Origin of the sequence: Dolichospermum sp. DET69 (genome assembly GCA_017355425.1) — a bacterium.
In the GTDB taxonomy this organism is placed as follows: domain Bacteria; phylum Cyanobacteriota; class Cyanobacteriia; order Cyanobacteriales; family Nostocaceae; genus Dolichospermum.
The window spans coordinates 1941066-1961577 of the sequence record CP070233.1; the positions used below are offsets into that span (position 1 = coordinate 1941066).

Consider the following 20512-nt stretch of genomic DNA (forward strand, 5'->3'; position numbering starts at 1 on the left):
CAGATTAAGTATGGATCATAGTTATCTGAAAACCTAATCCAACAAATTTATCAAGCTTTAGCAGATAATCCTATCAGCTAACTACTGTTGTTGCAACAAGGGTTAAATGAATTTGAGGTTTATATTTAGCTAATGTCGGGTCAAAGCGTTCAAATGCAATATCTGATTCTATCTGTTTCGCTTTAGCCTCAGCAAGCTTGCGATTTTCTGATGTATCTGACATTCCCAAAGTGAGATACTTTTGTTTCCCCCCAAATAAGTGACATGGTAAACGCAGTTTGAGTCTGTCTTGGAACGTTTCGACACCGACTGAACCTTGAGATGCTTTCTGTTCCACCTTCATTACCATATTCCTTCCGTCCTTTTGACTATCATTTCTCCTCTGCTCTGTATCATCATAGTCAATTCATAGTCAACCCCAAAAATACAAAAACTCCCGCTATAAATTTACTTAATTCCAGCAGGAGTTATCAAAATACCTTGATTAACAAGGATTTTAGCTATTCTAATTAATGCCAGGAACGAGACTTGAACTCGTGACACGTGGATTTTCAGTCCACTGCTCTACCAACTGAGCTATCCCGGCAGGGGGGGTTTTCTTCACCACCGATATTGAATTTAGCATAGGAAAAAAGATAAGTCAAGGGGTTATCTAAAATAATTTTAGCTAACCTTTATTGTCAACTTCACCCAGCTAAACACAGCCACAAATACCAGAAACTGCACAAAAACAATACTCGGTCCAGAAGCCAGGTTAAACAACCCAGAAACCATCATTCCCGCGATACTACTAATAGAACCAACAACCACTGATAGAATCAGAAAGCTGCTGAAATGGTGACTCATGAGTTTGGCTGTAGCAGCCGGAATTACCAAAAACGCATTTACCAATAAAACACCCACAGCTTTAATCGCTACAGCAACCGCGAGGGATAGCAAAACTACAAACCCATAGCGATATAATTGCACAGGTATGCCTTGCACTTGAGCAACATCAGGATTAAGAGTTAATAAAATCTGTTGTGGCAGAGTTGATAATAAAAAAACGCTACTACCCACAAGTACCAACAGCGTCAAAATTAAATCTGTGTTATCTATAGCCAAAATATCGCCAAATAGCACCCCCATTAAGTTACCGCGATATCCTTTAATAAAACTGGTGAGAATGACACCGATTGCTAACGCCCCTGATAGGACTATACTGAGAACGCTGTCACTAGCTAAATCAGTTTTATCAATTAGGTAAAGAACAACAACCCCAAAGATTAAAGTAAAAGGGAGTAACATCCAAGTAGGATTAGTGTTGAGTAGCACGCCTAACGCCACACCTACCAAGGCTGCATGACCAACCGCATGACTAAAAAAAGATAACTGACGTAAAGTGACAAAACTGCCTAGTAAACCGCCCAATATCCCCATTAATACAGCACCCATAATGGCACGCTGCATAAAAGGAAATTGCAATAAATTCACTAAGTCATGATAGTTAATGGTCATATAAGAGGAGTCACCGAGTCAGGAGAAGAAGAAGAAGAAGAAAGAAAAAGTAAAAATTCCCTGATACTTAATTTATTTCATCCATTTTTGATTCTAAATTCTAAATTCTAAATTTTTAATGATGATGTTCGTAGCGAGTAAAACCTGGTCCATAGGTAGCGAGAAGATTTTGTGGGGAAAGGGCTATTTCCGGTTTACCAGAACAAACAAGAGTTTGATTCAGACAGATGACGCGATCGCAATGACGGCTTACCATATCAATATCATGGGAAACTTGCAACACTGTCCAATTCTCTTCTCGTTTTAATTCATTTAATAAAGCATAAAAATCTGTTGTCCCTTGGACATCTACCCCAGCAAAAGCTTCATCCAATACTAACAATTTTCGTGGTGTTACTAAACAGTAAGCTAACAATACCCGCTTCAATTGACCACCACTAAGAGTCCCAATAGCCTGATTTCGCAAGCGATAAGCATCAGTCCGGTGTAAAGCTGCGGTGACTGCTGCTGATGTTTCCCGTTTTTGTTGCCAAAATTTCGGAAAAGATGAGAAAAATGAATGTTTCTTATTACCTATTCCTAAAGCAACTAACTCACTTACCGAAATCGGAAAACTGCGATCAAAAATAAAGTTTTGTGGCATATATCCCAACTGGTTACGCAAACTTCCTAATCGGTCAATTGGCCGACCAAAAACTGCAATTGTTCCCGCACTTCGGGGAATTAAATCTAAAATAGCTTTGATTAAGGTACTTTTCCCAGCCCCATTAGGACCGACTATGGCTGTATCTGTCCCCGGTAATAATTCAAAAGAAACATCTCGCACAGCTAAATAGGTATTTTGGTAGACTGTTAACCCGGAAACTTTTAATACTGGTAATGTAATTTCTGCTTGTTCGTCATTCATGGAAGTTAGGATTTGAATTATATTTCTTAATTTTGAATTACTTACACCCGGTGGCTAACGTCTCTAAATTAGTTTTCATTGCTTTAAAATAATACTGTGGATTGGTATCACCAGTTTCTAAAGAATCCAAAGTCTGCACAGTTAACCCCAAATCCTGAGAAATACTTGTTAGTAATTTGTTGTCTAACCCCGGTTCGCTAAATAAGGCTTTAACTTTGTATTTTTTAACTGTATTTATCACTTTTTGCACATCCGTGGGTGAAAGTTGCTTTTCAGGAATTTCTACCACAGCTACTTGTTTGAGTTGATAACGTTTGGCAAGATAGGGAAAAGCATCATGAAAAGTGATAAAGGTGCAGTTGGGTGTTTGTTTAAGAGTTTGTTCAAATTCCTTATTTAAATTATCTAATTCCTGAATATATACCGCTGCATTAGCTTGATAATTGACTTTATTTTTGGGATCTGCGGTAATTAAACCATTGCGAATATTAATGATTTGCTGTTTTGCTAAAACTGGATCTAACCAAACATGGGGATTACCAGATGAGTGATTATGATCATGTTCTCCTGTTGCTGTTGTATCTCTCGGGGAACTTTTATTAATCGCTTGAATACCTTGACTAGCATCAATTTCTATTAATTGAGAATTCTCGGCATTTTTAATGGTATCTGTGAGAAATTCCTCCAACCCTAAACCATTTTTTATTAATATACTGGCTGTAGCGATCGCTTTGACATTAGTTGGTGTCCCTTGATATTCGTGTATTTCCGTACCAGGCTTAACTAAAATCTCCACATCTGCTACATCTCCAGCTACCGCTTTAGTAAACAAATAAACTGGTAAAAATGTTGTAACTACTTTGGTTTTTGGTAACTTTTGTGCTGGTGTTTGTTCTATTTTGACAACTTCACTACTATTACTATTATTACATCCATAAACTGCTGACAACATGATTAAGGTCATCAGCGGTAAGAAATTTCTTTTTTTTCTATCTGTTTGGATTTTCTTAGGGCTTTTCACTGTTTCTGGTTGACTATAAAACTTAATTGTGACTATATTATCATAATGAGATTCATTCTCATACAAGTTACAAAAAAATGCTACTGTATCTAAAATTACAGAATGTTTTGGGATTTCAGATAATACTGTCGTATACTTAGATATTACCAAGTCATAAAGATCTCTTAACTTTTCATTGCAAGAAACGTACTTAGAACTGCTAGTATGTTGATAATAATTATTAATAGCTGTACTAAATAAAGTATGGCATGAGCAACTTTAAACACGGGTGTGAGGAAAAATGCAAAAATTGCGGACATCTCTAATTACCAGTTCAACCATTATCAGTGCCATACTGTCTATAACTTCTGGTGCATGGGCAGAAACAGTACCAGCAAATAATTCAGAACAACAAGTTAATAATAATAGTCAAGAAGAGATAGTATCTCAAGTTACCTCCGTATCTCAGTTATCCGATGTCCAACCTAATGATTGGGCGTTTCAGGCTTTGCAATCATTGGTAGAACGCTATGGATGTATTGCAGGTTATCCTAATGGGACTTATCGGGGTAATCGGGCGTTATCACGATATGAGTTTGCAGCCGGTTTAAATGCCTGTTTAGATCGAGTCAATGAATTAATTGCTACTGCTACTGCTGATTTGACGACAAAACAAGATTTAGCCACAATCCAAAAATTGCAAGCGGAATTTTCCGCAGAATTAGCCACCTTACGGGGGCGTGTAGATGCAGTAGAAGCCAAAACTGCTGAGTTAGAAGCCAATCAATTTTCTACTACCACTAAGTTGCAAGGGCAAGTTGTTGCAGTTGTTAGTGATGTTTTATCAAACAAACAAGTTAATGGTACGGACATTACTGGTAAAAATACCACTTTAGGCTCAAGGGCGCGAATTGAACTGGTCAGCAGTTTTACTGGAAAAGATACACTTTTTACCAGAATCCAGGCTAATAATATTCTTAGCCCTGGCATTAATACCTCAGAGGGAAACTTGTTTTTTGCTGGTACTACTGGTAATACCACCGCTGCTATTGATGCTTTATTCTATGCTTTCCCTGTTGGTAAAAATACTCAGGTAAAACTAATTGCTAATGCTGGTGCAGCAGACGATGTTACCAGTACAGTCAACCTGTTTGATGGTGATGGTGCATTTGGGGCTGTGTCTACTTTCGGCACAAGAAACCCGATTTATGGACAATTAGGTGATAAGGGTATAGCCATTAACCATCAGTTTGGTGATAAATTAGCCCTCAGTTTAGGTTATTTGAGTGGTACTGCTAATAACCCCACTCCTGGCAATGGTTTGTTTGATGGGAGTTACGGGGCTTTAGCGCAATTAACTGTTAAACCAAGCGATCGCATTTCTCTGGGTTTAACCTACATCAATTCTTATAAACAACCACTACTCACAGGTAGTAATAACGCCACATCTACCTTTGATGGTGAAGCTTTTTCTAGTAATTCTTACGGTGTCCAAGCATCATTGGGTATTAGTCAGAAATTTGTGCTAGGTGGTTGGGCTGGCTATACCAATAGTAAAGTTTTGACAGGGACAAAGGGAGACGTAGATACTTTTAACTATGCTGTTACTCTTGGTTTCCCAGACTTGGGTAAAAAAGGGAATTTAGCTGGTGTGATAGTTGGTATGGAACCAAAAGTCACAAGTTCTAGTTTTGCTGGAGTTACGAAAGATCCAAATACCTCTTATCACATTGAGGGATTTTATCAATATAAACTCAGCGACAATATCACCCTAACTCCTGCTGTGATTTGGCTAACAGCCCCAGATCACAATGATACCAATGATAATGTAGTGATTGGCGCTTTAAGAACTACTTTCAGTTTCTAATCAAAGCAATCAAATAAATCTCACAAATCATAGTTCAGATGTTTCTGTTCCCCTTGGGAAAAGATGTCTGAACTGTGATTTTTATGATGAGTGTGATTAACGTGATTTTGTCATAGCAATCAAATAAATCTCACAAATCATAGTTCAGATGTTTCTGTTCTTTTTGAGGAAAAATGTCTGAACTGTGATTTTTATGATGAGTGTGATTAACGTGATTTTGTCATAGCAATCAAATAAATCTCACAAATCATAGTTCAGATGTTTCTGTTCTTTTTGAGGAAAAATGTCTGAACTGTGATTTTTATGATGAGTGTGATTAACGTGATTTTGTCATAGCAATCAAATAAATCTCACAAATCATAGTTCAGATGTTTCTGTTCTTTTTGGGGAAAAATGTCTGAACTGTGATTTTTATGATGAGTGTGATTAACGTGATTTTGTCATAGCAATCAAATAAATCACACAAATCATAGTTCAGATGTTTCTGTTCTTTTTGAGGAAAAATGTCTGAACTGTGATTTTTATGATGAGTGTGATTAACGTGATTTTGTCATAGCAATCAAATAAATCTCACAAATCATAGTTCAGATGTTTCTGTTCTTTTTGAGGAAAAATGTCTGAACTGTGATTTTTATGATGAATGTGATTAACGTGATTTTGTCATAGCAATCAAATAAATCTCACAAATCATAGTTCAGATGTTTCTGTTCTTTTTGAGGAAAAATGTCTGAACTGTGATTTTTATGATGAATGTGATTAACGTGATTTTGTCATAGCAATCAAATAAATCTCACAAATCATAGTTCAGATGTTTCTGTTCTTTTTGGGGAAAAATGTCTGAACTGTGATTTTTATGATGAGTGTGATTAACGTGATTTTGTCATAGCAATCAAATAAATCTCACAAATCATAGTTCAGATGTTTCTGTTCTTTTTGAGGAAAAATGTCTGAACTGTGATTTTTATGATGAGTGTGATTAACGTGATTTTGTCATAGCAATCAAATAAATCTCACAAATCATAGTTCAGATGTTTCTGTTCTTTTTGGGGAAAAATGTCTGAACTGTGATTTTTATGATGAGTGTGATTAACGTGATTTTGAAAATGACAACAAAAAGACCAGCCCCTCCCACAGGGCTGGCCTATAAAAAAACGTTGTTCGAGTTATCTTCTCAGTAGAGTCAAAACCAAATTGCGCGTTCCCAAAATTCAACGGGCAACTTTTATTAACAAGATTGTAACAGCCAGTACAGTTTTTTCATAAAAATATCTCAAAAAATATCTGCCCTTGGGTGAATAGGTTTTCTATTCTAGGGAAGATGATAGACTGACAACTAACTAATAATTGGGCGCAGGCCCTGCGCCCCTACGTGTGGTTTTCCCCAAATAATAGTTTCATGTTTATAAATTACAAGTCCTGGTTTTGCTCCTTTGGGTTTATAAACGTGCTTGAGTTGGGTGTAAACTACTGGTACTTGATCACTTTGACGGGCGCGACTGAAATAAGCAGCTAGATTAGCAGTAAATTGTAAATCGGCTTCTTCGGCAACTGTACCGGGTTCTAGACGCAGTAGAACATGACTCCCCGGAATTTCTTGGGCGTGAAACCACAAATCATAGTCTCCAGCGACGCGGAATGTTAATTGATCATTTTGGATATTGTTGCGACCAATGAGGACTTCAAAGCCGCTAGGACTACGGTAACGATGAAAATTAGTGCCGGGGGTGTCATTGCTACTACGACTGCGATATCCTGGATCTTCTAGATATTTTTGCCCAATAAGTTCATCTCGGATTTCTTCTAGGGCCTGTAAATCTTCTGGATTTTGGTATTTGTCTATCTGAGAGATTGTCGCTTCTACTTGTTCGAGATAGTCAATTTCGGCTTGGACTGCAAATAGTAGGGGTTCGACAGCTCCACGGGCGCGTTTTAGCTTTTGGTTCTGTTTGTAAAGCTTTTGGGCATTTTGGACGGCGTTTTTATCTGGTAAAAGAGCGATCGCAATTGGCTGTTCAGTTTCAAAATCTGGTAAACTAATTTCCTGCATTCCTGGTTTCCAGTGTTGCAGGTTAGCCATTAATAAATCAGCTTTTTGACGATATTCCTCAGCTTGATCTGATTGTTGCAAGCGATCGCTAAAAGTTTTCCTTTTGACGCGTAACTTAGTTAAAATATTTAACAATTTCTGACTTAACTGATGACGCAGTTGCACAAATACCTGTTCATTCAGTTGGTCAGTATAGTAACGGTAAAGTAACTCTTGAATATTCTTGGTTGGTGCGATTCCACCCCAACCCATAACTGTATATCCATTTTCTGTCCAAGCAGGTTGAAATTTACCAACATCTAAAGCTTGTAACCATTCTTGCCAGCGTTGAAATAAACTTTGCCAATTCTGGGGAGTAAGTGCATCTGTGTTGGTATCTGATGCAATATTGGCCGCGAAAAGCATGGTATCTAGCAAAGCCGAACTTAAACCACTATAACTTTTAAGTAACTGGCGTTTAATTCCCCCAGGGACTAAACTTACTCTTTCTTGCCAGCGTTCAAGAGATTCGCTTAAATTGGGGATTTTCCCTGGGAGTTTCGGTGGTGTTTCATAATTTTGTCCGGTTTGAATGGGACGAACGCTAGATTGTTGCTGACTAACTTGATGGGCAGCGGTGATAATTTCATTACTAGCATCAGTTAAAATTACATTACTATATTTGCCCATCACTTCCGCATAAACGTGATAAAGAGCATCCTCTCCAGGACGACGGGCAAATTGTAAATCAATAACCCGTTCCCAAGGGGAAATAGCCTCAATTCCCACTAAAGCCAACCCACCTAATTGATGTCTCAACTGTTGACTAAAAGTAAAAGTATCGGGGGCGCGTGGTGGTGGTTCACTAATACAAATATGTGCGGCTTGGGGATGCCAGGAAATATCCAGCCAAACCCGTTGATTTAAGGTTCGTAAGGCAATAGCAATGGTAAAGCGATCGCGTTGATATACTTGTTCTATGCGTGCAGGTAACCAATTTGCGCGGATTTCGCCACAAGCGGCGGTTAAAGCGGTAAAGTCCAGGGGTTGCAAAACAATTACCCCTTTTTGGCTATAAAATTACTTTCTTTAGTATTTTCCTGGTTCATTAAATAAATATTTTTGGGGTTCTTCTTTATATGTTCCCTGATTTCAGATAAAAATTTTGGATTTTGCATCTTTAATCCAAAATCCAAAATTTAAAATCTAAAATTCGGTTATCCTTGCCATGGTGAAGGGATAGGTGTAGTAGAAATCACCTTTTCGGCCATTAATCTTACAGCACTTCTTCCACAACTGGGACATTCCACCTCTAAATACTGTGAAGATGATACATCTACCTCACATAATATCCCTTGTTTGCAGTGCCAACACTCACAAATCACCCTGCATACTGGTTCGTTGCAGTCAAGGATCTTGACGTGCTGAAAATTTTGGGATTCGCTTTCTTGTTTCCTGGGTTTCGGGAATTTTTTGATTTCTTGAACTTCCATCATTTTACCGTCTAACTGCAAGTATGTTTAGAGCTTACTTGATGCTTTCCTATCTTACAACTATGCACTATTGACACTCTCAGGGAAGACAGCCATTGAGATTCTACTGACAGAATTAGATTAAGAGTTTAGTTTAATCTAATCTCGCTGCGACCGCCAAACGCCGCCTAGACGCTCAAAACAACTGCCAATCAAGGTGTTGAGATTGCGCTTACTTTTATTGTTTTTGTGAATCCATCACTAAGCCAAGACTTGGTACGCTCCACACTCTGCCATTACTCGCTCTTTCAAGTCATACTGCCGTTAGGGCTTGAACCTAACCGTTGTTTCTTATGAGCCGGGATTTCTCCGTACTAGGATGCTTCAACACATAGATGTTTTTTGTTCTTACTCACAATTTAATTTTCAGAGGGAACAGGGAATAGGCACACCGGAACAGGAAAAACTCATGTTTAAAAACATGAGATTGAAATAATGACACTGTTTTTTTTCGGGCTACGCATCTTAAAAAACATCTTTTTTTTGACTGAAGCTCTAAACTGGTGCAAATGAGTGTTTCTTATTTCCAGTTAAGAGTTCCCTGTTCCCTTCTATTGTAACATACAACAGGGATTAAAATCCCTCGTGTCGCTTATTCTTACTTTTTGCCTCTTGTCTATTTCCTGTTGCTTGTTTCCTATTTACTAACCAATGCAGGTTGTCTGACAGACTGCTGCAACAGTTGGGTATATAGCTCATCTAGCTGACTAGCTACACCATTCCAGCTAAATTTATTGATAACACGACTTTTAGCAGCTTTCCCCAATTTTTGCTGCCATGCAGGATGACTGAGAATTTTATCAATAGCATGATTAAAAGCCGGGACATCTTGCGGCGGTACTAATAAACCAGTTTCTTCATTGACAACGGTAAATTGCAGCCCACCGACATCACTAGCCACAACAGGTGTACCACAGACCATAGCCTCAATTGCTACTAATCCAAAGGGTTCGTAGTGACTGGGAACAACACAAACATCAGCAGCGGCATAATAAGCTGGTAATATCTCTCGACTCAGACAACCAGGAAAGGACGTGCATTCACTCATCCCTAATTCGTTGACAATTGCCTCAATGCGATCGCGCTCTTGACCATCACTATTTCCAGGTGTACAACCACCACCAATAATCAACTGCAATTGTTTTGATTCATAAAACTTAGATTCACCCATTGCCCTTACTAAGGTTTCTATGCCTTTACGAGGGTCAAATCTCCCCACATATAACACCACTTTAGCTTCTGGATCAATTCCTAAAGTAGCTCTTGCGGCTTGTTTTTCCACTGAACCAAATTGTTGAATATCTGTCCCACAGGGAATAATATCAATTTTACCTTTCTGGGAAACAAGCGATCGCATATGTTCCTGTTCTTGGGGACTGGTAGCAACAATTCTTTCTGCTGTTTCTAATACTTCTTTTTCTACTATTAAACGTTGACTTGCTACCAGAGGAATATTTTCTATGGTGTTGTATTTGATCACTCCTAAAGAATGGTAGGTATGAACCTGTTTAGTTCCTTGTCTAATATTTAATTCCATTCCTACCCAACCAGATAACCAATAGTTAGTATGAACTAAATCATATTTAATCCCGGCTTCTTTTTGGAATTTAATTAACTGATCTACAAATTCTGGCAAATGCTTAAAGCCCTGATCTCTTGGCACAAATTCCACAGGACCTGCTGTTAAACGAATAGTCCGACAATTAGAGTTATGTTGAACTATCGTTTCTTGATCAGCACTAACTTTCCGACTAAACATATCCACTTGCCATCCTAGCTGTGCTAGGGATTCACCCACTTGGCGGACATAAACATTTTGTCCTCCTGCTTCTTCTCTGCCTATTTCAATTGCTGGATCACCGTGAACTGAAATTAAAGCAATCTGTTTTTTAGTGGTAGCTTTCATAGATTTGTTATGTTCCTGATTTTAACAAGATAGAAGGGAGGTTTCAACTTGCACTTATTAAACTGAAATCTGTGTTTTTTGAGGGAACTTTGAATAATTAATATTTATTCTATTTTAATTATTGCCAAAATATTGGTTATTTTCCCCCACGTTCTATATTTATACTTAATACCTTTGATAGATATTTTTATCTATCTTTTTATATGGACAAGCGAATATTATCTATCATGATATATTAGTTAATCAATGATAAAACCTATCTGAAGTAGCAACGCCACATCTTAAGTTAGATATTTACAGTTCATTATTTACAAAGTTCAAGCAATCAAAATAATTTTCATTAAAGTAAACACACCAAAATTAAATTGCCGAAAATATCACCTTAATTGCCGTCATTTTCAAAAGCACTGATCTAATAAAGATAAGTGTATTGGCTTATACTATTCCTACATTGTCAGAATTTTTGTTAATTTAGATACAGTTTTAGCAAAAAATCACAAATTTCGTGTAATTACACTGTCAAACCTCAAAAATTGCCAAAATAAATAGTGCAGATAACCTTATATGGCTACCTGCACTGTCTGTTGATCCTATTGAGAAAGAAATTTCTACACGCTGATGCCGATACACAATAAGCTTTAAGAATTACTCTCAAAACAAATTGATTAAGAGACTTCCAATTAAAAAAATATCCCAAATTTTCTTGTGGTGCGGGCATCTTGCCCGCTAATAATACAAGGACGGGCAAGATGCCCATCCCACAAAATTGGATAATCTTTTTTGTGGAGTTCTCTAAGAGACTTCCAATTAAAAAAATATCCCAAATTTCTTGTGGTGCGGGCCGAAAAGTCCCCTAATAATACAAGGAAGGACCAGATGCCCATCCCACAATATTGGATAGCGTAGAACTAGCGCTACTGCAAGCAGGTCATCTTTTTTGTGTAGTTCTCTAAACAGATAATTTAGTTGGTAGTTTGTGCAGCCAACATCTGTTTTAGCTTTTCTAAATCCGCTGCCCAACGTGGATCTGGACGAAAAGCTTCGTTATCAACGCTAGTAGCAGTCTCACGCGCACCACCACCGCTACCACGGCGAGATTTTTTGTTTCTATCCCGATCTCGATCCCGATCTCGACGGCCGCCTTCTTTGCTACCAGCAGGAACAGGAGAACTACTACCGCTACTACCTTGGATTACTGGTTTGGGGACTGGTGGTTGTTGTTGTTGTTGTTGTTCGTCACCTTCCTCACCTTTAGTCCGTGGTAAAGCCTTTTCTAGCTTGATGGGTGTATCTTTGAACATTTGACCATTATATTTTTCAATAATTTGATCTGCTTGTTCGTCATTATTCACCGTTAAAAAACCAAAACCACGGCATTTGCCTGTTTTACGGTCTTTAATTAGTTTAGTGGTGACAGCATCGCCTTCTTCTGCAAACACAGCTTGCAAATCTTGACGATCTATTTCTTCCTTGGGCAAATTTCCTATATATAGGCGAATGGACATGGACTATACCTCTAGATTGGGATTAAACAGGGCAAGACAAAAACAATCAATTGGCTTTGGTTTTTGAATAAATACTATGGACTAAAACTGCCACAAACCAATTTCTGCAATCCGATATTGTAGCGTGGCTTAAGCCATGCTATCAACTTATAGAATACAGTTTTTTGTTGGGATCAAGCTTATTTGGCACGAAAGCGCGTATGCACCCGTGGCCTAATATGACTTTAATTTTAGAAATTGTTAATTTAATAGCCAACTATCCACCACAGTAAATTCATTCTTGTCAATTCTTGCCCGCAGAACAAAATACCATTGCTTAACATTATCATGGTACTTTCCACGTAGCTAGTTCAGCAGAAACTTTTCCGCTCATAGCCAATAGTATTATCTAATCGTAACATAAAACACATTTTTAAAGCAAGAGGCAAAAAGCATAGAGAAGATGATTTTTCCTACTGACCAGTGAGCATAATATAAGCACCCCATGCTTGGGCAACAACTGCGATGACAGTAGACCAAATAGGATGAGGGCTATTAATTTTTTTGCCACTTTGAGTTTCTAGGGTTTGGATATCAATCCAAGGACTTGCCCCCCGTCGTAACCAACCTGTAACTGTGATTTGTCTGCCAATCAAGTCTTGAGGATTGAATGACTTTCCTAACCAGGGAATATGATGTAATTTCATTAAACCTTGGCTAGTTTGTAGAATTAGGTCTTGCGCTAAACAATTACCAATTCCAGGACGGCCTAACAGTTTACCAGTAAAACAGACTCTAATGCTATCAATTGGTAAAATAGCGGGATCTGCCAATAGGTTGGTGAAGTTTTCGTTTTTTTGAACATTAACAGGCGTAATATCGGGAAATAAAGCATTTATCCGCATGACTGTACCAATGCTAAAGCCGATCAACATACAACCTGTAACAAAAGACCAATTGTCATAAATCCACTTCAAGTTTAACAAATGTAAGCTGTATGCTGTTTGCCAAATTAACCAAATCAGACTAGCAAACACAACACCAAGGGGGATTCCCAACCAAGGAGCAATTTGTAAACAAAAGGCTTGGGGCTTAATCAGAATGGGTTGTGGTGGATTTGTTTGATATAATTCACTGTCTAAATGCCAATGGCGAGCTATTTGACAAAGATGTTCGATGCGATCGCCCATTGCCGGATGACAACTGTTGATGGTAAACCATTGGCGGTAGGGATGAAAATTTTCCCACTTGAAAAATGATTCAAAAGGTAGATGTCCGGCGGCACTGCCTAGAACTATGCTGTGTTGATATGCAACAGGGGCGAGAAGATTCAGGCTTTCTAACTGCCAACAGGTTTGTTCTTTGAGTCCGACATCATGAGCTACACCAATGGATATTTTTAGTAAGGCGCGAATTAATCCATTGGGATTACCAGTGATTTCGGCAGACAGGCGATCGCTATGGTAAAGCCGCAATCGGGAGTTAAGCAAGGCTGTACCCGTGAACAGACACCAACTCATATAGCTAATGGCTGCTAAAACTGTAGCAGGCCAAAGCCAAATTTTACTTTGATGTTGATTTCCCCAAACTGATATTTGCTGGTATATTCCATAGAATGGCATTGTCACCAGTAAAACTAGGGACATCACCCCAAAATCCCAACGACCCAATTGCCCTAAAGATAAAGCATAGATGGCAGCTATTTCATCATCTGCCAGTTGTTGTAATAAACCTTGACTAACAGTGATTCTGGCTGTGCGGGGTAGGTTGCCATAACTGATGATCATGGGGGCAGAAATTGGTAAGATTCTTAGTTGGGGGGTTGGCCAGTGCTGCTGTTGACAGGCGCGTTGTAATACCCTTAATGTTTCTCGGCTGTAGGAATTTAATTTCTCTTTGGTTAACTCTTCTTGACCAGAAAATCTTGTTAGTACCCAGTCGAGTAACCAAGGGGAGAATACCATCAAGATGATAAATAGTCCTAAAAGTAAGTTACTAGGATCACGATATAATATCTGGATGGGTTCTAAGTATGGCAGTTGATATAAAATTTGATTAATTGAAACCAGTACCAATTTTAGCAGCTCTCGTCCCATCCAAAACAGTGCTATGAATGTGAAGATGGCAAGTAGTCGGGAAGGGATAATATTCGGCTTGCGGAGGGGTTGCCAGACTTTAGCACGCCTAGCATTTCGCCAATATATACTAACGGGTTTGATATTGGTGTCACCATCAGCACCAACATAAGCGGTTTGTGGCTGTTGTTGGGCAGGATTTGAACTGGTAACAAGTTGAGTATTAGTTTTGCGGGATTTTTTCTGCTGGTTTTTGCGTTTATGCAGGTGTTCAAGAGCAAGTATTGCCCACTCTTGAACTCGAGGATTACTATTAGCAATTAGATTTTGGCACAGAGCGATCGCCTTAGAGACTTCACCAGTGCGGGCATAGGACATAACTAACCCCACTTGTGCCTGTAAACAAATCTTTTTTTCGCTTTGTTCTTTGGCCAGTGGTTCCAGGTTAGCGATCGCTGTATAGTAATTCCCCTGCTTGAGGGCAGCTAAACCAGCCTCTAAACATGATTCAGCGTGGGAAGGCATACAATTTTTGGTACTCCAATCTGTTTTGGGTGACAAGTAGCACTAAATTGAGATGCCCTGATAATGGGAAGGAGTCAGGAAGAAGGAGTTAATGAACCACGTTCGCGCAAGCGTCCCGTCAGGGATAGGAACGAAGAACACGAAGGAAGAAGAAGAAAGAAGAAGAAAGAAGAAGAAAGAAGAAGAAAGAAGAAGAAAGAAGAAGAAAGAAGAAGAAAGAAGAAGAAAGAAATTTTCTTTCTGTTCCGGTGTTCCCTGTTTGTTCTAATTTTCAACTGGTTGTTGGTTGGAAAAGACGGGAGCGGTAGCACTTAATTTTAATTCTGGATGATCACCTTCTAACTGTTGACAATTCCATTCATTGCGGAATAATAATACTGGTCGTCCCATGCTATCTTTAACAGTAGTAGTATTAAATAAACGTCCTACCTGTTTTAGTGCTTCCCAACCACCTTCAACCCAACGGGCAACACTGTAGGGTAATGAATCGAGAATAGTTTCTACACCATACTCATTTTGTAAGCGGAACTGTACGACCTCAAATTGCAACTGACCAACCGCTGCTAAAATTGGATCACGCTTGGCTTCATCAACTGAGTACATAATTTGTACAGCACCTTCTTCTCGTAATTCAGAAACACCTTTTTGAAACTGTTTAAATTTTGAAGGGTTGGGATTTCTCAACGTAGCAAATAGTTCAGGGGAAAAATAGGGAATTCCCTCATACTCTAATTTTTGCCCTGTATAAATTGTATCGCCAATTGCGAAAACACCTGGATTATTTAAACCAATTACGTCTCCTGGATACGCGACATCAATAGATTCCCTTTCTTGGGCAAATAGTTTTTGTGGACGAGATAGACGGACAACTTTGCCAGTTCGAGCATGATTTACTGTCATATCTTTTTCAAACTTGCCTGTGCAGACCCGGACAAAAGCTATTCTGTCTCGGTGTTTCGGATCCATGTTCGCTTGCAGTTTGAAAATAAATCCTGTAAATTCTGGATAGGTAGGAGGAACGTCACCGACGCTGCTACTATGTATACCTGGTTTGAGGGCAAAGTTTAGGAAGTTGTTGAGGAATAATTCCACCCCGAAGTTTGTCATGGCACTGCCAAAGAAAACTGGGGTCATTTTACCTGCGTGTACTAAGTCTAAATCTAGTTCTGGACAAACTCCTTCTAAGAGTTCTAACTCATCTTTAAGTTGATGGTAGAGTCCTTTTTCTATTAAGGTCTCAATTTGACTATCGCCTATATTAAGGATAGTTTCCTTTGCTTCTTTACTACCATGAGAACTCCGCTCAAATAAATGAACTTGCTGCTGTTGTCGGTCAAATACGCCTTTAAAGCGATCGCCCATGCCAATAGGCCAATTCACAGCATAAGTCTGTAATCCTAATTCTTTCTCAATCTCATCCAACAATTCTATCGGTTCTCTGCCGGGACGGTCGAGTTTATTCACAAAGGTAAAAATCGGGATACCCCGCATTTTACATACTTCAAATAGTTTCCGGGTTTGGGGTTCTAAACCTTTAGCCGCATCTATCAGCATAACTGCATTATCGGCTGCGGCCAAAGTTCGATAGGTGTCTTCACTAAAATCTTGGTGTCCAGGAGTGTCGAGTAAATTAATTTGACAATTGCGGTAGGCAAATTGTAACACCGTTGAAGTTACGGAAATTCCCCGTTGTTGTTCCATTGCCATCCAGTCAGAAGTTACTTTTCGCTGGTCTCTACGGGCTTTTACTGCTCCCGCTTCGTGAATAGCACCCCCGTATAATAATAGTTTTTCTGTTAGTGTAGTTTTACCAGCATCAGGGTGAGAAATAATCGCAAAGTTGCGACGTTGTTCTACCGCTTGACCTAGTTCTGCTTGCAGTTCAATGGACATATTTGTAATTTGTTTTTTTCTAACTTAATTAAATGTAATCTTTTTCAGGACTGGCAAACAAAGTCGTAAATTCTATTAATTCTTACTCTGATTTAATCTTAATATGGCTTACGCCTCACCACGCTATCAGGAAATTATGGATGAGGTAGTTGACAAATCCCAAACTTTTTACTATTATAACAGTATAGTGAAAATCTGTGCGCCCATATATATAGGGACTGAAGTTTTCCAAAAGCATTCGTCTCTATTTAATAAATATAACGCTGGGTAAAATAAAATATTTAGAATAATAGAACGCAGATGAACACAGATAAAGATGTTTCAAAGTCTTTTAATATCTGCGTGTTAGTTGCTGTATGACAAAAAATATCAAAGATAGCCGTTTCCTGCAACAGTGATATAAAATGGAGTTTTGCATACAATGTTTTTAGAGTTGTTGAAAGTTCACAACTGCAAATACTGTGTAAACAAAAACTTAATTTATTCTATACATTTCAATTCCATGAAAGCAGAAGTGATTGAATTAATAACAACGGTTTTACAAGTTTTACAAGTGAATATGCGGTGGATGACTTGGAATCTATTTCTGGCTTTTATCCCTTTGGCTTTGAGTGTTTGGCTGTTTCGCAGTAAACGCGGAGGTTCATGGGTTTGGTGGCTAGGATTTCTGAGTTTCTATGCTTTTTTACCAAATGCACCTTATTTATTAACTGATGTTATTCATTTGATAGATGATATTCGCCGAGTTCAGTCAGTATGGATGATTACATTAGTCTTATTTCCTGTTTATATTGTCGTCATTTTTGGCGGATTTGAAGCTTATGTCATATCTTTAATAAATTTGGGTTACTATTTACATCGAAATGGTAAAAGTAAATGGATTTTTCCTGTTGAGTTGATAACTCATGCTCTTTCTGCTGTTGGTATTTATTGGGGCAGATTTTTGCGGTTTAATAGTTGGGATTTTATTACTCAACCAGATGCCATAATCACTAAAGGTGTAGAGGAAATACTTGGTAAACAGCCGTTGGTAATTATTGCTATTACTTTTGTAATTCTTTGGGGCTTATATTGGTTTATGAAACGAATTACTTTAGCTTTTGTTCATAAGGGTGTTACTTCACAAAATGATCACCATATTCACAATATTAACTAATGACATAATAAAATTAATATCCCTCGCTTCTTAAAGAAGTCGGGGATATCAACAAAAAATTTCATATTCACGATTTAGAATAAGAAAGTACAAATAAACAACTATAAAAAGTGAAATTAGTTAAACAGCGACTAGACACATTATTAGTAGATTTAGGTTTATCTCCCTCCCGTCAGCAAGCACAACGACTAATTCAAGCTGGAGAAGTAACTGTCAATCAACATAAGGTTGATAAAGTCGGAACTGAAGTGGATATTACCGCCAAAATCCAAGTTAAAGAACGTCCTCCTTTTGTTTCTCGTGGTGGTGAAAAACTGGCTAAGGCTTTAGAATTTTTTGCGATTTCTGTAGCTGGACGCATTTGTTTAGACGGGGGAATTTCGACAGGTGGTTTTACTGATTGTTTATTACAAGCTGGCGCAAAACAAGTTTATGGTGTAGATGTTGGCTATGGACAAGTTGACTGGAAAATCAGAAATGATGAACGGGTAATTTTAAAAGAACGCACGAATTTACGTCAATTACAACCAGAAGAATTATATGCTGAAAATGCCATACTTCCTGATTTAATAGTTGTGGATGTTTCGTTTATTTCCCTAACTAAAATTTTGCCCGCTGTATGGCAATTAACACAAGCTCCCAGAGAGGCTGTATTGCTAGTAAAACCACAATTTGAGGTTGGCAGGTCTCGGATAGGGAAAAAAGGTGTTGTCCGCGATCCTCGTGACCAAGCTGATGCAATTTTTAATGTTATGAAAGGGGCGTTAGAGTTGGGATGGAAATATCAGGGTTTAACTTGGTCGCCCATAACTGGACCGGCGGGAAATATTGAATATCTTTTATGGTTGGGAATGGAAAGTGAAATCATACCGCCAACTTTAGCAGCAATTCAAGAAATTACTAAACAAGTAATTCAGGAGTTTGGGAAAAAATGATGAGTAATCAACTCAATTAGCTGAAAAGTTGCAAATTAAACAACCTGCTATTTCTAGATTAGAGAATAGAATTGAAAATAACGGCAAAATTCCCTGATGTAGAATTCAGAGGGAACAGGGAACGGGCAACTTTCTAACAGGAAAAACTCATGTTTAAAAACATGAGATTGAAATAATGACACTGTTTTTTTCGGGCTACGCATCTTGTAAAAACATCTTTTTTTTGACTGAGCTTTAAACTGGTGCAAATGAGTGTTTCTTATCTGTTCCCTGTTCCCTGTTCCCTTCTTTTGTAACAATTACTAATTTTGAAAATTTGGCAATGGAGATTGATAAATAGGGGTCAAAAATAAAGCGAAAGCTAAGATGTTTTAGCTATGAGAGTTTTGCTAAAATGTAAATGGCTATAAAACAAGGAAATATTCAACTATGACACTTGCTAATTTATCAATTCCTCAACAATATACACTTGATATTGAACCAGAAGGACGTTTGACTTTACCTAAAGAAATCCAAACCATGCTGAATTTAGAATCAGGAGATAGATTAATTTTAACTCTTGAAGATAATGGCAAACTTCAATTAATCAGCCTCAAACAACAAGTTAAAAAATTAAGAGGTTTATTAAAATATAAATCACCTGATAGAAACTTGGTAGATGAACTTATCCAGGAACGGAGACAGGAGTATTTAAGTGAATAAATCTGTGTTAGATGCTTCTGCCTTTTTAGCTTATCTTAGAGATGAAACCGGGGCGGAAATTGTAGAAAATGCGTTGATTGATGGGTGCTATATCAGTATTATTAATTGGGTAGAGGTATTGTCAAAAGTTGTTGATTTAGGAGAATCACCAGAGGAAATTATTAAACGATTGAGAGATGAAGGATTATTAGAAAATAGTCTAGAAATTATTGCTTGTAATGAGGAAGATGCTATAACTATAGCTAAATTTCGACCTTTAACCAAAAGTGCAGGATTATCATTAGGAGATCGTGCTTGTCTTGCTTTAGGTAAACGCCTGAATTTACCTGTATTAACAGCAGATAAAGTTTGGAGTAGTTTATCTCTGGGAATTACAATTAATTTAATTCGTTAACGCTCAAACTCATTTATACTTTCGGTAAATTTCGCTAACGCTTCTGCTGCTAATGCTTCCAACTTACCATCTGCAATATCACGTTCTATCTGCTCATCCCAAAGTTCATAATCTAGGTTTAAAAACCATTGTCTCAGTTTCTCAAAATCATGAGATGGAAGTGAGAGAATTGCAGTTTCAATTTGTTCAAGCTGTGACATAAATAGTTTTTACCTCTTTATTCTTGAGAAAATTATAGCTTTATTTTGTCCTAGAGTTCTGAATTGATTCAGTGATAGCATACAGCGCGACCTAGGAATCGCTTTATCTAGGGTGTTTTCTATATGGCGGAGTTTACGGCGGTCTGTCAGGTTTTCCCAGGAGCGAGTTTGAGAGCTTTGTTTGCGCTTCGGTTTGGTCAGTGTTTTGGTAGCCATTATGTACTCAACTCTGATTGCCTTAGAATTAAGCTAACAAGGCTTTGTATGAATTGACATAGACCTATTTGCTATTTATTTATTGTCCAGTTGGCTATTAATGTTTGATCAGTCTTTTGGTAGCTAAAAATTTGTATAAAATACTGCATTGAGTTTTTACTTGTACTTACACTCAGCCTTGCAGTATGCATGAGATA

Annotated in this window: 16 protein-coding genes and 1 tRNA gene; 6 read left to right on the forward strand and 11 right to left on the reverse strand. The window is 38.0% G+C overall.

The features are described 5' to 3' along the window. Positions 1-73: 73 nt before the first annotated feature. The 5 genes from EZY12_09115 to EZY12_09135 all read right to left on the reverse strand — a co-directional run bounded on the left by EZY12_09115 (position 74) and on the right by EZY12_09135 (position 3368). Positions 74-337, reverse strand: a complete 264-nt coding sequence (locus EZY12_09115) for a DUF3596 domain-containing protein (protein QSX70595.1) — start codon at positions 335-337, stop codon at positions 74-76. A 176-nt stretch (positions 338-513) separates the two neighbouring features. Next, positions 514-586 (reverse strand) — tRNA-Phe (locus EZY12_09120). A gap of 77 nt (positions 587-663) precedes the next feature. Continuing rightward, complete coding sequence (locus tag EZY12_09125) at positions 664-1497, reverse strand: metal ABC transporter permease (protein QSX69723.1); 834 nt, start codon at positions 1495-1497, stop codon at positions 664-666. Positions 1498-1612: 115 nt separating this feature from the next. Then, positions 1613-2404 (reverse strand): metal ABC transporter ATP-binding protein, encoded by a 792-nt coding sequence (locus EZY12_09130; protein ID QSX69724.1) that lies wholly within the window; start codon positions 2402-2404, stop codon positions 1613-1615. A gap of 37 nt (positions 2405-2441) precedes the next feature. After that, positions 2442-3368, reverse strand: coding sequence for a zinc ABC transporter substrate-binding protein (locus EZY12_09135; GenBank protein ID QSX70596.1), 927 nt, complete (start codon positions 3366-3368; stop codon positions 2442-2444). A gap of 337 nt (positions 3369-3705) precedes the next feature. On the opposite strand from EZY12_09135, the gene EZY12_09140 reads away from it, so the two are divergent. Beyond that, a complete protein-coding gene (locus EZY12_09140; protein ID QSX69725.1) occupies positions 3706-5271 on the forward strand; it encodes an iron uptake porin in 1566 nt (521 codons plus the stop codon). Between the two features lie 1333 nt (positions 5272-6604). Here EZY12_09140 and EZY12_09145 read toward each other — a convergent pair. From EZY12_09145 to EZY12_09160, 4 genes are all read right to left on the reverse strand, one after another. Continuing rightward, positions 6605-8350, reverse strand: coding sequence for an NFACT family protein (locus tag EZY12_09145; GenBank protein ID QSX69726.1), 1746 nt, complete (start codon positions 8348-8350; stop codon positions 6605-6607). A gap of 1116 nt (positions 8351-9466) precedes the next feature. Beyond that, a complete protein-coding gene (locus EZY12_09150; GenBank protein QSX69727.1) occupies positions 9467-10735 on the reverse strand; it encodes a glycosyltransferase family 1 protein in 1269 nt (422 codons plus the stop codon). 962 nt (positions 10736-11697) lie between these two features. Then, entirely contained in the window at positions 11698-12240 is a 543-nt protein-coding gene (locus tag EZY12_09155) for an RNA-binding protein (GenBank protein ID QSX69728.1), read from the reverse strand. Between the two features lie 452 nt (positions 12241-12692). Further along, positions 12693-14819 (reverse strand): M48 family metalloprotease, encoded by a 2127-nt coding sequence (locus EZY12_09160; protein QSX69729.1) that lies wholly within the window; start codon positions 14817-14819, stop codon positions 12693-12695. Positions 14820-14910: 91 nt separating this feature from the next. Here EZY12_09160 and EZY12_09165 point away from each other — a divergent pair, with 91 nt between their 5' ends. Continuing rightward, entirely contained in the window at positions 14911-15087 is a 177-nt protein-coding gene (locus EZY12_09165) for a hypothetical protein (protein ID QSX69730.1), read from the forward strand. Here the strand turns inward: EZY12_09165 and EZY12_09170 are convergent. Next, positions 15084-16712 (reverse strand): peptide chain release factor 3, encoded by a 1629-nt coding sequence (locus EZY12_09170; GenBank protein ID QSX69731.1) that lies wholly within the window; start codon positions 16710-16712, stop codon positions 15084-15086. The genes EZY12_09165 and EZY12_09170 overlap by 4 nt on opposite strands. A 502-nt stretch (positions 16713-17214) precedes the next feature. Between EZY12_09170 and EZY12_09175 the strand changes: the two genes are divergently transcribed. The 4 genes from EZY12_09175 to EZY12_09190 all read left to right on the forward strand — a co-directional run bounded on the left by EZY12_09175 (position 17215) and on the right by EZY12_09190 (position 19899). Continuing rightward, a complete protein-coding gene (locus tag EZY12_09175; protein QSX69732.1) occupies positions 17215-17868 on the forward strand; it encodes a DUF1361 domain-containing protein in 654 nt (217 codons plus the stop codon). A 110-nt stretch (positions 17869-17978) separates the two neighbouring features. Next, entirely contained in the window at positions 17979-18803 is an 825-nt protein-coding gene (locus EZY12_09180; protein ID QSX69733.1) for a TlyA family RNA methyltransferase, read from the forward strand. Between the two features lie 429 nt (positions 18804-19232). Then, entirely contained in the window at positions 19233-19505 is a 273-nt protein-coding gene (locus EZY12_09185; GenBank protein ID QSX69734.1) for an AbrB/MazE/SpoVT family DNA-binding domain-containing protein, read from the forward strand. After that, the gene (locus EZY12_09190; protein QSX69735.1) at positions 19498-19899 is read left to right on the forward strand and encodes a type II toxin-antitoxin system VapC family toxin; all 402 of its coding nucleotides are present in this window, start codon (positions 19498-19500) and stop codon (positions 19897-19899) included. The genes EZY12_09185 and EZY12_09190 overlap by 8 nt, the downstream gene beginning before the upstream one ends. Here the strand turns inward: EZY12_09190 and EZY12_09195 are convergent. Next, entirely contained in the window at positions 19896-20099 is a 204-nt protein-coding gene (locus EZY12_09195) for a hypothetical protein (GenBank protein QSX69736.1), read from the reverse strand. The genes EZY12_09190 and EZY12_09195 overlap by 4 nt on opposite strands. Between the last annotated feature and the right edge of the window lie 413 nt (positions 20100-20512).